Consider the following 12,806-nt stretch of genomic DNA (forward strand, 5'->3'; position numbering starts at 1 on the left):
TCCTGATGATGGTTTTCTAAGACAATGCTTACTTATATCTCAAAAATCAAGTATGAACCCCACCTATCATCAAATGTCTAGTGACTGCTTATATGTCATCAAGCAAATGCAAGCAGTTGTGAAACTTCTGCGTGTGCTAGAACCACACTGGGTTCACCTTGCAGTGCAGTGTAGTATTTTCTAGCAAATGTATTTCCCTCTTCTGATGGCGAGAGTAAAGTACGGATATCGACAATCAAGTTTTTGACGTTATCTGGCGATATGGGTTCATCTGCTGTGAGGATTTCATCAATTTGAACAATCACCTCGGAAATACTATGTAACCAAGCAAACTGCTCGTGGCTAATTACAAGTTGCAAAAATTCTCCACTTGATATTCTGCCACTCACTTGTTCATAGGTAATGCGTTCTTTATCTAGCAAAACCTTATGTAGCTTGAGTAATTTGTTTCGTAAATTCTTGAGGTGCTGATGTTGATTTATACGTTGTAAAAGCGTGTTAGAAGTCAATGGAATCGATCCTCCCATTACGATATTCTTTAATAGCTGAAATTTCTGTTCAGGCTGGCATCACAAACGCTTCTCATCAAACTACTTTGTTAAATGCCATATCAGGAAATTAGTCATCCATTCAATTATGCTTTGTGTATGATGGATTTGTGGTCTGTCATTTCCGAAAATATAGCGCAAACTCTTTGTCTGCAATCAACAAAGTAAATATTATTGTTGAGAATGCTTTCGTTTTGGCATTTGTTTTTTATATATGAATATTCATATATTAGCATAATCAATATAGGAGCTATCAAAGACAGTATTTACTACTTTATTTTCGGAAAACCGTCTATGTCCTTGGCTTATATAATCCTCGGTTTCCTACAAAAAGAAGATATGACAGGTTACGACCTCAAGACAAATTGTTTCGATCAATGTATTGCTCACTTATGGCCAGCCGATCAAGGGCAGATTTATAAGACGCTCGATAAGCTGTTTGAGCAGGGTTGGATTAATTGCCATGTTGAGATTCAGCGCGATCGCCCCAACCGTAAAGTCTATAGTCTCACAGAAATGGGCAAAACCGAGTTTGTAAGGTGGTTGCAATCCCCCCAGCCCTTGCCTATAGTCAGAGAACCTTTACTTGTACAATTATTTTTTGCAGCTCAATTATCGAATGAGGCGATCGCTAGTCTACTACAACAGCAGCTAGCAGCTCACGATGAAAAAATCAGTAGTTGTGAAGCCATCAATTTTCCACCTGTTGAAGATGAATTGGGAATGCGTGAGCAATTAATCCATAGGCTAATGGTGGAATTAATCGTGCGTCGTGAGGAAACTTATATTGACTGGTTAAAGTCAGCCATCAAAATGCTAGAAGTTGAAAATTAATATATTCTCTCTAAATAACTATTATTTTTTATTAAATTAAAACTACTATTTTGAATTTATCTAAAGTTATAATATGTTTTTTAACAAAATACTCATTTGAGTTAGTAATATATCAATTTAGTTCTATTAATATATGATAAAAGACTAACATTATTTTTACCATACTCAGTCCAAAGTACAGATTTCTGAACAGAGTAAGAATTACTTGGTACCTTCGTACTTATGTAACTACCCCAACCTTGACGATCCCCTTATTGGTATTCTCTGTGTTCGCGTAGCATCCCCCACACAAAGATGAGTAGTCTTTTAACTTAGCACTTTCAACTCAGCATTCTTCATCAGCATAGGAACTATGAATATAGGATATTTTCAAAAAATTCCTGTGATGCCACTAGTACTACTTTGGTTAGCTTATGCCCTCTTGGGGTGGTATCTTGCCGCGCATCACATTGTTTGGTTAGTCGGAGCTTTTATCGCCACTATTGCTATAGCTGTAGTCCGCAAGAGTATTTCTTGGTTAGAAAGCATAGTTTCCTTTGGTTCTCGAACTTTAGTAGTAGTTATAGTTTTAAGTGCATCTATTGCTTTAGTTGCAACTTGGTCAATGTTATTGAGTTTATTTCTTATCCCTATAGCAACCACTCTTTTAGCTGATTTAGAACTGCGTTTTGCCGGCTTCAAAAAAATAGATTCGTTTTGGATTTTAACTGTTTTGGCGGGTTGGGGTTTGACTGTCGGGGAAATTGTAGATATTTTACTTCTGCCCAGTGGTAGATACTAGCGGCTAGGGGAAGCCGGGGAGGATAAGACAATTTTACAGACGCGATTAATCGCGGCTATAACAACTGTACAGACGAGATCAATCGCGTCTCTAATTACAAAACTTCTGATTTCCTAGCCTCTTGTAACTGTTGAGCAGTTCCACCTTGTTGAGACAATATCAAAGTAGCCCCGGCGACTGCTAGCACCCCAATTATTGCTAAACACAAAACTGTAGTTTGATATTTCAACTTGATGACTGTGGCTAATATTTCCATAGCTGTGGCATTACCAGTAACTTGAATGGGCTGGAGTGCTGCCAAAGCATCTGCGGCATTAGCATAGCGATATTGCCACTTGGGTTCCACCATGCCCATTAACCAAGAGCGGAAGCGTAAATCGATGGGAGAATCTAGTTTTTGAAAATCAAAATAACCCTTACTGTTGATTAACTTATCAATATCCACAGAACGGATATTAGCAAGTAAACAAACTAGTGTCGCCCCTACACTGTATAAGTCCGAAGCCAAAGATAAAGAATAGCCTGATTGTTCCTCTGGTGGTATAAAGCCTGGTGTTCCTGTTAGTAAGCTGGTGAGAGCTATTTTTGTATCCTGTACCCTAGCTAAACCAAAATCCACTAAGTAAGCATTCAGTTGGTCATCAACTAAAATATTTTCTGGTTTGATATCTCGATGAATAATTGGGTCAATTCGTTGCTGTAAATACACCAAAATTTCTAAAATTGATACAGCTATTTGTTTAATTTCTTCTGCTTGGAAACTGCGTTTTGAGCTTAAGGGTAGAGCGTGTTTATATTCCTGTACTAAATAGAAAGCTGTCTGCGTTGCAAAAGAATCCAGATAGCGGGGTATGCGGGGATGATTTAGTTTTTGTAAGATTTGCGCTTCACTTTCATAAGCTGTCACACCAAACCAGTCAGCATAGGTATGAGCAAAACTGAATTCTTTAATTACTACCTGTTGCTTAGAATGATGATGAGCTAAATAAGTGATGCGACCTTCTTCTTGGTTTCGTCCCAGTTCTCGAATAACTTGATAACCTAGAGCAGAACAATCTGGATGATTGATTAAGGGAATTGCTCCTTTATTAAACGCATCAAGCTCCATACACACCACCTGAGTTTGATTTTGTCAAGGTGCAATCAAAAAATTATAAATACTCACCCAGATTGTTACCTGCCATTCTGCCTTAATCTCCCTATGGAATGATGAGTTAAAAAGAGGGCATTATTAATGGGGTTTAAATCCCCAACTCCAACTGTCTTTAACTTTGAATTTTGAATTTTGCGAAAAGTTCTGTAGGCGGTGAATCCATTGCTGTAGACGGGTTTCCCGCCGTAGGAACGCCACTTGCTACAAGCCGGGGAACCCGTCCAACGCAGTGGCTCAACTTTTCAAGACGAATTTTGAATTGTTAATTCCCTCTACTCTCCTGCTTTTTAAGAGTTTTTATTTCCTTTGCGCCAACCAATCAATAATCTGGGCATTGACTACATTGGGGACTTCATCGTGGGGACAATGACCAGCACCAGGAATGGGAATAATTGTTATGTCTTGACCACTCTCCTGGGCTTGCTCGTAAATCTTCGCCCCTGTAATTGGTGTCCACGGGTCGTCAGCGCCCCAAATCACTAGTAAAGGACGTTCTATTTGGGGTAATAGTTCCTCTGGTGTGGGGCCAGGAGGTGCTGTGAGGATGGAGGCGAAAACTTGCTGCGCTCCAGGGTCGCAGGATGGGGTGTAAAGTAAATCGACTAACTCATCGGTGACGGCTGTACGATCGCGGTAAACTTGGTAGAGTGTGCGGCGAATTTGAGCTTTTTGTCTGATACGGTTAAAGACAAATTTGCCTGTAATGGGCGATCGCACTACTCGATTAAATGTGGCCATCACAATCCGTAGTGGTGGGTTTAGTTCATGGGGGCGATGGCTTAAACCACCTGCTGAGTTGATTAAAACACCACCAGATGTAATCTCTGGATGTTTTGCCAATACTATCAGGCTTAAAAGTGCGCCAATGGAATTACCGACAAATACGGCTGGTTGTTGAATATGGGCTGTCCAAAAGTCTTTTAGCAGTTCTACCCAAACATCTACACTGTAATCGATTACCGCTTTGTCAGAGCCGCCAAAACCCAGCAAATCAATCGCAAAGACTTGGTAGCCAGCATTCGCCAAAACTGGAATGTTCTTGCGCCAATGTCCGATGGAAGCACCAAAACCGTGAACTAGGACTAATGGCTGTCCAGTACCCATGACTGTGTACTGAATTTTGTAATTACGCCAATTCCACACCAGTTTATCAAAATTAGCGATCGCCGTCGCTGCTAGCGGTTGAGTCTTTAAAGTCATTATTATTAAGATTTCTAAACTATTGCTTTATATATTAAAGCCTCTCACGAGTCGTGTATGAAAAAGCAGAGGAGCTTGTGCATCTTAAATTCGGCTTGGTTTTTACCTCTCCCCCTGCCTCTTATCAAGCATTATTCCCTGCTCCATGCACTACTCCAGTAAAATAGGTGTGTCCGTGATCAACTAAAAACACCTAAGTAGCCAATCTGTATGCTCACAACGGCTGAATTTCTGAAATATACTCAATGGTCTGGTATTGCCACTGTGGTATTTGCAGTTTTGGCAATATTAGCCTTCCTATTCAAATGGGGTATCCGCTTTCGGCTAGTGGGTACGACTGGCTTTATGTTGGTGCTAACTGCTGGTTTATTTGGACTTTCAATAGTTCCTTTGAGCCGTACTGTGATTCCTGGGGCTGTCAAATACACTCTAGTTTACGATAATGGCTCAAACCAAGCAGTAATCTCCCTATCTCCCAAAATTTCCCCTGCGGAAGTAGAAGCAACTTTATTACAAGTAGCCAGCAATCTCAATTCTTTTGGGCGTTCTGGTGGCAGGAATGATGACAAGGTGACAATTCGCGCTCGTACTCTGATTCACCCAGAACCAGGGCTAACAGTACCAATTTACCTTGGAGAAGTTAAGCGATCGCTCGCTAGTCGAGAAGATACTCAGATATCTGTGGAAATATATCCAGAGAAATTTGCCCAATTACCACCAACAGAAGCTTAACATCAGGAGTGCTGAGTCAAACTCAGCACAGGCTGAACGCCCCGCAAACAGCAAGTATTATGTTTTTTCACCACGTATAACGAGTGCATAAGTTTTTTGTATTTTCATATACAATTTTTGTTATTTTTAGATTAAGATATTATTTACCTAAATTTAATCAACCAGTCATTCATGGGTAATGAAATTCCTCATCTGTGGGTGAGGAATCTGGTAATAGGTAATTGGTAATAGGTAATTGGACTATTACCTGCATCGGCGCTTTAAGCAACCTCGACCACCCACCTTCGTACAGCGTCCCGCTTTCTGAGGGATGGAGTTTCCCGCCGCTTTGATCAATAACAATACTTTGGCTGAGTATTCTGACAGTGGTATTGTTAATTACTATATGTTTATTCAAAAGTTTGGTAGTTCAGAATTTAAGGATAATGGGCAATATTTAATTTCAGGCAACCCCGCTAATTATGTTCTGACAAGCATTTCCCTTCTTTGGGGAAACCGATATGAATTCTAATTAGTCTAATTTTATGAAGATATATCAAGGTTTTTGGCAAACTAGAGTATATGCCTAATCAATTATCTAATCAAACCTTGTCTACTCAAACTGCTAGTTCATTAATCACCCTCGCGGTTGCCCCGGCAAAAGTAATCCGTGGCTCTAATATATTGCAGGTAGCCGCCACAGAAATTGCCAAGTTGGGCAGTCGTCCTTTAATTGTGGCAGGTAATAGCACCGTTGCTATCAGCCAAGAGAGTCTGCAACCAATTTTAGAAGCCCAGAATCTGCACGTTGCCCAAGCCTCCTACGGTGCAGATTGCGCGGAAGCTAGCTTAAAAGCCTTGAGGAAAGCAGCCAAAGAACATAAAGCCGATGCCATTATCGGCATTGGTGGGGGTAAAGCTTTAGATACAGCTAAGTTAGTTGCCCATCAGTTAGATTTACCTGTAGCCACAATTCCCACCTCAGCAGCTACCTGTGCCGCTTGGACGGCGCTATCCAATGTATATTCTGAAGACGGGGCGTTTCTTTACGATGTGGCTTTATCTCGCTGTCCCGATTTACTAATACTTGACTACGACTTGATTCAAACAGCACCACAACATACACTAGTGGCAGGGATTGGGGATGCGATCGCTAAATGGTACGAAGCTTCCGTTAGTAGTGGTCATCTAGAACAAACTTTAATTATCTCCGCAGTCCAACAAGCGCGAGTTTTACGTGATATTTTATTCCAAAAGTCGGCAATTGCCTTACAACAACCAGGCAGTGAAGCTTGGCGGGAAGTTGTTGATGCCACAGTTTTACTAGCTGGTGTCATCGGTGGACTAGGTGGGGCCCAGTGTCGTACAGTCGCTGCCCATGCAGTCCATAATGGTTTAACTCACATTGCCGGACACAGTAGCATCCACGGTGAAAAAGTCGCCTATGGAATTTTGGTGCAACTGCGTCTGGAAGAAATGGTGCAAGGCAATCAACTAGCCACCGCCTCACGACAGCAACTATTAAAGTTTTATGCAGAGATTGGCCTGCCACAAAAATTAGGAGACTTGGGGTTGGGTAATATTACCTTAGGCGAGTTGCAAACAGCCGCCGAAATCGCTTTAACACCTCAATCTGACATTCATCGCCTACCATTCAAAGTTGCGTTGGAACAGTTAATGGCAGCGATGGTTTCTACCACTGCACCAACAGATAGTAGAGACTCAGTTCATCGTGTCTCCACCAGGGGAATAAGTGACGAGGTTGAGGAATGAGTTTCGATTGGATTACGCCAGCAGATAGGATACAGCAACTACCACCTTATGTATTTGCCCGTCTTGACGAGCTGAAAGCTAAGGCACGGGAGCAAGGAATTGATTTAATAGATTTGGGGATGGGGAATCCTGATGGCGCGACACCACAACCAGTGGTAGATGCGGCTATTCAAGCTTTGCAAAATCCCGCCAACCACGGTTACCCCCCCTTTGAAGGTACAGCAAGTTTCCGCCGTGCCATTACTAACTGGTACAATCGCCGCTATGGAGTTGTCTTAGATCCCGATAGTGAAGCCTTACCCCTACTGGGTTCTAAAGAAGGATTATCTCATTTAGCGATCGCCTATGTGAACCCCGGCGATGTGGTGTTGGTTCCTTCCCCCGCCTACCCCGCCCATTTTCGTGGCCCGGTAATCGCTGGGGGTACAGTCCACAGCTTAATTCTTAAACCTGAGAATGACTGGTTAATTGATTTAACCGCCATTCCCGAAGAAGTAGCCAGAAAAGCCAAAATATTATACTTTAACTATCCCAGCAACCCCACAGGCGCGACTGCACCCCGTGAATTTTTCGAGGAAATTGTAGCATTTGCCCGCAAATACGAAATTCTCTTGGTGCATGATTTGTGTTATGCCGAGTTAGCCTTTGATGGTTATCAACCCACCAGCTTACTAGAAATTCCTGGGGCGAAAGATATCGGCGTGGAGTTCCACACCTTATCGAAAACCTACAATATGGCTGGTTGGCGTGTGGGTTTTGTTGTCGGGAATCGTCATGTCATTCAAGGCTTGCGAACACTCAAAACCAACCTGGACTATGGTATTTTCGCCGCCTTGCAAACAGCCGCCGAAACAGCCTTACAACTACCAGATATTTATCTGCACGAAGTACAACAACGCTACCGCACCAGGCGGGATTTTCTCATCCAAGGATTAGGCGAGTTGGGTTGGGATGTTCCCAAAACCAAAGCCACCATGTATCTGTGGGTGAAATGTCCTGTAGGTATGGGTTCGACAGATTTTGCTCTCAACTTGTTGCAGCAAACAGGCGTTGTCGTCACCCCTGGTAATGCCTTTGGGGTTGCCGGAGAGGGATATGTGCGGATAAGCTTAATTGCAGATTGCGATCGCTTAGGTGAAGCCTTAGGCCGAATTAAGCAAGCTGGCATCCGTTATCGTCCGGAAGCTCTCGTTTCTACGCCAGAATAGAAATAGCAGCCCTTTATTGACTTTCATTCATGCAAACCCCCACTGCTACCGTTCCTCATTTCATCGCTGCTGGGTTCCATGCTCTTTCTGATCCTATTAGGATTAATGTATTGGAATTACTCCGTCAGCGAGAATTGTGTGTCTGTGACTTGTGCGAAGCTTTGGGGGTAAGTCAATCAAAACTGTCTTTTCACCTCAAAACTCTCAAAGAAGCTAGTTTAGTTAACTCCCGTCAACAAGGACGCTGGATTTATTACAGCTTAAATTTGCCTCAATTTGCTTTATTAGAAAAGTATTTGACAGATTATCAACACTTTGGGCAAGTATTACCTGCACGGTGCTGTGATAATAAGTAGCGGCACTATATAGGAATCATATTTTATTTTTGAAAATATCTAAGTATCAGTAGGGTGGGCAATGCCCACCGTATCATAGTTTTGGTGGGCATTGCCCACCCTACTTATATTTCAGAAATCAAATACTAGTTCTATGCTAAACAACCCCTTACTTTATTTAATGACGGGGTGAGGTAGTTCTAAACAACATGATACGCAGTTATTACCAACTTTTGGTCTGGGCTATATATTGACTCAACTCTCGGATAACTACTGTGAATCCACCAGACTTTTACTCTATTTCCTTGTGCTGGCGCGCTTCCTGATTTTGAGTACCCTGCACCAGTCATCATTGTTTCAAATGCACTTGAGTCTAAGACAGTAGTACTAAAAGCTGGAAGTCCCTGTATCAGATGCTTGTTTAGGGTCATAGTTGCCCTGGTAGGTCGAGAAAATCCTATACCCTGGTAATACTAAAGCAATTCCGGTATCACTGTGAATTATTCCTGGATATTTGTAAGGATGATCATCGGGTACACTACCACCAATCCGAACACAGAAGGCTGGCAACCAAATATATAAGCCAGGGATTAGCAAATCCATACTATAAGTAATTGCCCTCATTTGCTCATTTTCTTGAGGTGCAGCGATATTTCTTATTCTCAATCCGAAGCTTGGTTTTGTGACACTTAGCATAGTTTCAATCCCGTAAGGGGATTTTTAATTGGTTAATTTCCTTGTGAAAATTAGCTGGTCATCTTAGAGGTTTTGGGAGTTTTTTTCCCTAATAGGGATTGTATCTTGATACTTTCTATTAGTTACAAGTTTTAAGTGTTTCAATCCTTATTAGGGATTATATCTTGACATTCTCTATTAAAAATCCGTTTAAGTCTGAAACGACATTGTAACAACGGTTATACGCTTTATCTTACTGAACCTGATAGAAGACTGCGACTGCCTCACAGTCACTAGTCAAAATCAAGGTTTTTGGACTGTGGACTATTGACTATTGACCACTCTCAGAAGGTTTTTTTGGTTCAGTGCGTAAGTCCTAATTGCTTTATATCGGTCTATACGGAGGGCAAACTGCTCAAGTGACTCATATTATAAGCGGTTGAGTACTGAGTAGAAAAACTCTGAAACCGACGATGAAAAACCTAATTTTTATTGCTACTACTTTTATAACTACAATTAGTTTGACCAATATTGCCCAAGCGGCAAATCAAGAACATATTAGACAGTTATTAGCGACTAAGCAATGTCAAAACTGTAACTTGAGTGGTGCTGGTTTAGTGATGGCTGACTTAACTGGAGCCAATTTAAGCGGCGCTAACCTTGCGGGTGCAAATCTGAGCCGGGCAAACTTGAGTGGTGCTGATTTGCGTGGTGCAAACTTAAGTGGTGCGGGTTTATTTGGGGTGAATTTGAGTGAAGCTAAACTCGGTGGAGCAAATTTAGCCGGTGCTGATTTAAGAAGCGCATTTTTAAGTAATGCCGAATTTACTGGTGCATATTTGCAGGGAACTAACTTTCAAGGTGCGTTAGGCATACCATTGCAAATTGCGACACCAGACGAATTTTATGCTTTGGGTGTAGCTGAGGCACAAAAAGGCAATCAACAACAGGCTATTAACTATTTTAACCAGGCGATCGCATCTAAACCAGAATACGCTGGTGCATATTTAGCCCGTGGTATTGCTAGATACCAGCTATTTGACCGTCAAGGTGCTACCCAAGATGCCCAAACTGCCGAAAAGCTCTTTACATCCCAAGATAACGCCACAGGAATACAAACAGCCCAAGCTTTCATCAAAGAATTACAAACACCATACACAGAAAAAGTAAGTGCCGGTAAACCCAGTTTTTTCGACTTTTTAGGCAGTCTAGGTTCAGTACTGCTACAATTCTTACCATTTTGAATGCTTAATTTTGAATTGGAGCGAAGCGACTTGACTCTCTCAAATCAACTTTGGACAACAAATCAAGATTTAGCCGCAGCTTGTCTAGAGCATCCCTTTGTTCAAGGTATTGGTAATGGTAGCCTGGAGAAGCAGAAATTTGCTTATTATGTAGGGCAGGATGCTTTTTTCTTAGAAGCCTTCGCCCGTGCTTACAGTATTGCTGCGGCTAAATCACCAGACTGGATAGGTTTTACTACGTTTCACAATTTAGCTGGTGGTGTATTGGCAGAGATGCGTCTACATGAAAGCTACGCAGTCCAATGGGGAATTGATTTACATTCTGTGCAACCAGGAGTAGCCACCCGTCGCTATACCGATTTTTTGTTGGCTACTGCTTGGGGTGGAGATGTAGGTTTAACTGCTGCGGCCATGTCGCCTTGTATGCGTCTGTATGCTTTTTTGGGAGAACAGTTAGCTAAAAATGGTGTTCCTAATCATCAATACGCTGATTGGATTCGGACTTACAGTAGTGCTGATTTTCTACCATTAGTACAACAGTTAGAAAGTTTAGTAGAAAACTATGCTACTGCTAATACCTTAACCAATTCAACTTATCGCTACGCCATGCTTTGCGAACAAGAATTTTTTCAAGCGGCCTGGATGATTTAACCAAGGCACATTCTACTTATTTGACTTGAGTCACGCGCCAACTGAGTCGCAAGTTTACCCAAAAGTTCCAAACAGTGGCTATGGCGATCGCAATCAGGTTGGCAATATAGCGGTTAGGAATGAGATAATTAAAGATAATATTCAATATCAGTACATTCAGCACTACCCCGGCCAGACAAACAATATTAAATTTTAAAAATCGCTTCAACCGTTGATGCCAATGCTGTTGCTGCATGGATACATCTGCAAAAGTCCAGGCATCATTCCAGAGAAAATTGTTGAAAATTGCTATTTCTGAGGCAATAATTTTACTGCGGGTCAGTGGCCAGGCTAGTGTTGATGGGTCACTTAATAGGTACAGTATCACCATATCCACAAACACACCACTCAACCCTACCAAACCAAAACGGATGAATTTATCAAAGGGAAAGCTTTGATGAATTCTTTGCAGCCTGCCGGTGGAAAGTCGCAAGCGAATTAAATGGTGGATGTAATCTACATACTGCTTCCAAGTAACTTTGCTCTCACCTTCTTGGCGTTCACAAAATACATAACCCACTTCGGCAATTTCGTCTACTTGACCCCGCCCAATCACTTCTAATAAAATTTTGTATCCTACCGGATTGAAGGTGGCATTAGTAATACAGTTACGCCGCACCATAAAATAACCACTCATGGGGTCGGAAACCCTACCCAATACACTAGGTAGAATCACTAGTCCTAATAATTGCGCCCCACGAGACAAAAAGCGTCTGATAAAACTCCAGCTACTTACACCACCCCCATCTACGTGACGACTGGCTACAGCTAAATCTGCACCCTTATGGATTTTCCGCAAAAGTTCCAGCAATACATGGGGGGGATGCTGTAAATCTCCATCGATTACTCCCAAAATACTACCTCTAGCTACCTGCCATCCACGAATTACAGCTGTAGATAGTCCTCTTTCTTCCTGCCGTCGCATTACTCGTAACTGTGGATATTCTGCCATCAAAGATAGGGCTACTTCCCAAGTGCCATCTGGGCTATCATCATCTACTACAATCAGTTCATAATCTCCTGGTATAAACTCATCCAGTATCTGACTTAATCTCTCCACAACATTCCTAATGTTCCCGCTCTCTTTATAAGTAGGAATGATGAGAGAAAATTGGATGGGTTGACCAGTCACACCCGAATCACTAGGTGGAAACTCAGGAACTTGTAAATTACCTGCGGGTACTGGCAACAATGACTGAGTTTTATTGATACTCATGTATTAGAATTCAGGTGGTAGAAGATTCTTTTATGACATTAACTGTATCTGCTTAAGTATACATAGAGTCAGTAGATATTCTTCATGAAATCTTAAATATTTTTTTCGGTGGAATCAGCTAAAGGATACAAGTATTTTATCTCTGTATTTAAATTTTCCTGACTTGAAGACGGTACTAGGCACTAGATTTATCTATAATGCTGTTGAATCGTAAATTTAATGTTGTTATTTGAATTCTTATACAATTTACGGTTTGTCTATTGACAAATAGAGATGTGTGTGTAATTAGATGACAAATCATCAATGAAAATTGTCCGTCTAGACTATAGGTAATGGTAAGTAGATGAATTTTCTCTCAAGATGGATGCAAATTAGTACATCATCCGCATGAGAAAATACAGGTAATACAATCGCAACACAAGCGATGAAGGCACTGAA

General features: G+C 41.6%; 14 protein-coding genes. 8 read left to right on the forward strand and 6 right to left on the reverse strand.

Annotated features, from left to right (window positions below; genetic code table 11):
• Window positions 1-98: 98 nt before the first annotated feature.
• Window positions 99-509, reverse strand: coding sequence for a hypothetical protein (locus GSQ19_RS05170; RefSeq protein WP_224311609.1), 411 nt, complete (start codon window positions 507-509; stop codon window positions 99-101).
• 333 nt (window positions 510-842) lie between these two features.
• Between GSQ19_RS05170 and GSQ19_RS05175 the strand changes: the two genes are divergently transcribed.
• Together GSQ19_RS05175 and GSQ19_RS05180 are read left to right on the forward strand one after the other, a co-directional pair.
• On the forward strand, window positions 843-1,382 hold the full coding sequence (locus GSQ19_RS05175) for a PadR family transcriptional regulator (protein WP_041455885.1): 540 nt from the start codon (window positions 843-845) through the stop codon (window positions 1,380-1,382).
• A 352-nt stretch (window positions 1,383-1,734) separates the two neighbouring features.
• On the forward strand, window positions 1,735-2,163 hold the full coding sequence (locus GSQ19_RS05180; protein WP_011316909.1) for a hypothetical protein: 429 nt from the start codon (window positions 1,735-1,737) through the stop codon (window positions 2,161-2,163).
• A 94-nt stretch (window positions 2,164-2,257) separates the two neighbouring features.
• Here GSQ19_RS05180 and GSQ19_RS05185 read toward each other — a convergent pair whose 3' ends face one another.
• Together GSQ19_RS05185 and GSQ19_RS05190 are read right to left on the reverse strand one after the other, a co-directional pair.
• Complete coding sequence (locus GSQ19_RS05185; RefSeq protein ID WP_011316910.1) at window positions 2,258-3,271, reverse strand: serine/threonine protein kinase; 1,014 nt, start codon at window positions 3,269-3,271, stop codon at window positions 2,258-2,260.
• A gap of 342 nt (window positions 3,272-3,613) precedes the next feature.
• Window positions 3,614-4,516, reverse strand: coding sequence for an alpha/beta fold hydrolase (locus GSQ19_RS05190; protein ID WP_011316911.1), 903 nt, complete (start codon window positions 4,514-4,516; stop codon window positions 3,614-3,616).
• 210 nt (window positions 4,517-4,726) lie between these two features.
• On the opposite strand from GSQ19_RS05190, the gene GSQ19_RS05195 reads away from it, so the two are divergent.
• On the forward strand, window positions 4,727-5,248 hold the full coding sequence (locus tag GSQ19_RS05195) for a Ycf51 family protein (protein ID WP_011316912.1): 522 nt from the start codon (window positions 4,727-4,729) through the stop codon (window positions 5,246-5,248).
• A gap of 169 nt (window positions 5,249-5,417) precedes the next feature.
• Here the strand turns inward: GSQ19_RS05195 and GSQ19_RS05200 are convergent, their stop codons facing one another.
• Entirely contained in the window at window positions 5,418-5,645 is a 228-nt protein-coding gene (locus tag GSQ19_RS05200; protein ID WP_153228364.1) for a hypothetical protein, read from the reverse strand.
• 164 nt (window positions 5,646-5,809) lie between these two features.
• On the opposite strand from GSQ19_RS05200, the gene GSQ19_RS05205 reads away from it, so the two are divergent.
• From GSQ19_RS05205 to GSQ19_RS05215, 3 genes are read left to right on the forward strand one after another with little or no spacing between them, the layout of a single operon-like run.
• Window positions 5,810-7,000 (forward strand): iron-containing alcohol dehydrogenase family protein, encoded by a 1,191-nt coding sequence (locus GSQ19_RS05205; RefSeq protein ID WP_011316914.1) that lies wholly within the window; start codon window positions 5,810-5,812, stop codon window positions 6,998-7,000.
• The gene (locus tag GSQ19_RS05210) at window positions 6,997-8,208 is read left to right on the forward strand and encodes an aspartate aminotransferase (RefSeq protein WP_011316915.1); all 1,212 of its coding nucleotides are present in this window, start codon (window positions 6,997-6,999) and stop codon (window positions 8,206-8,208) included. The genes GSQ19_RS05205 and GSQ19_RS05210 overlap by 4 nt, the downstream gene beginning before the upstream one ends.
• A gap of 29 nt (window positions 8,209-8,237) precedes the next feature.
• Window positions 8,238-8,564 (forward strand): ArsR/SmtB family transcription factor, encoded by a 327-nt coding sequence (locus GSQ19_RS05215; protein ID WP_011316916.1) that lies wholly within the window; start codon window positions 8,238-8,240, stop codon window positions 8,562-8,564.
• A gap of 366 nt (window positions 8,565-8,930) precedes the next feature.
• Here the strand turns inward: GSQ19_RS05215 and GSQ19_RS05220 are convergent, their stop codons facing one another.
• Window positions 8,931-9,239, reverse strand: coding sequence for a hypothetical protein (locus tag GSQ19_RS05220; RefSeq protein ID WP_011316917.1), 309 nt, complete (start codon window positions 9,237-9,239; stop codon window positions 8,931-8,933).
• Between the two features lie 452 nt (window positions 9,240-9,691).
• On the opposite strand from GSQ19_RS05220, the gene GSQ19_RS05225 reads away from it, so the two are divergent.
• Both GSQ19_RS05225 and GSQ19_RS05230 read left to right on the forward strand, forming a co-directional pair.
• Window positions 9,692-10,462 carry a pentapeptide repeat-containing protein gene (locus GSQ19_RS05225; RefSeq protein WP_011316918.1) on the forward strand — a complete coding sequence of 257 codons (771 nt, stop codon included), beginning with the start codon at window positions 9,692-9,694 and terminating at the stop codon, window positions 10,460-10,462.
• A gap of 30 nt (window positions 10,463-10,492) precedes the next feature.
• Window positions 10,493-11,113 (forward strand): TenA family protein, encoded by a 621-nt coding sequence (locus GSQ19_RS05230; protein ID WP_041456542.1) that lies wholly within the window; start codon window positions 10,493-10,495, stop codon window positions 11,111-11,113.
• Between the two features lie 16 nt (window positions 11,114-11,129).
• Here the strand turns inward: GSQ19_RS05230 and GSQ19_RS05235 are convergent, their stop codons facing one another.
• Entirely contained in the window at window positions 11,130-12,368 is a 1,239-nt protein-coding gene (locus tag GSQ19_RS05235; protein WP_011316920.1) for a glycosyltransferase, read from the reverse strand.
• Window positions 12,369-12,806: the final 438 nt, after the last annotated feature.

The sequence above is a fragment of the Trichormus variabilis 0441 genome, from assembly GCF_009856605.1.
Taxonomy (GTDB): Bacteria; Cyanobacteriota; Cyanobacteriia; order Cyanobacteriales; family Nostocaceae; genus Trichormus; species Trichormus variabilis.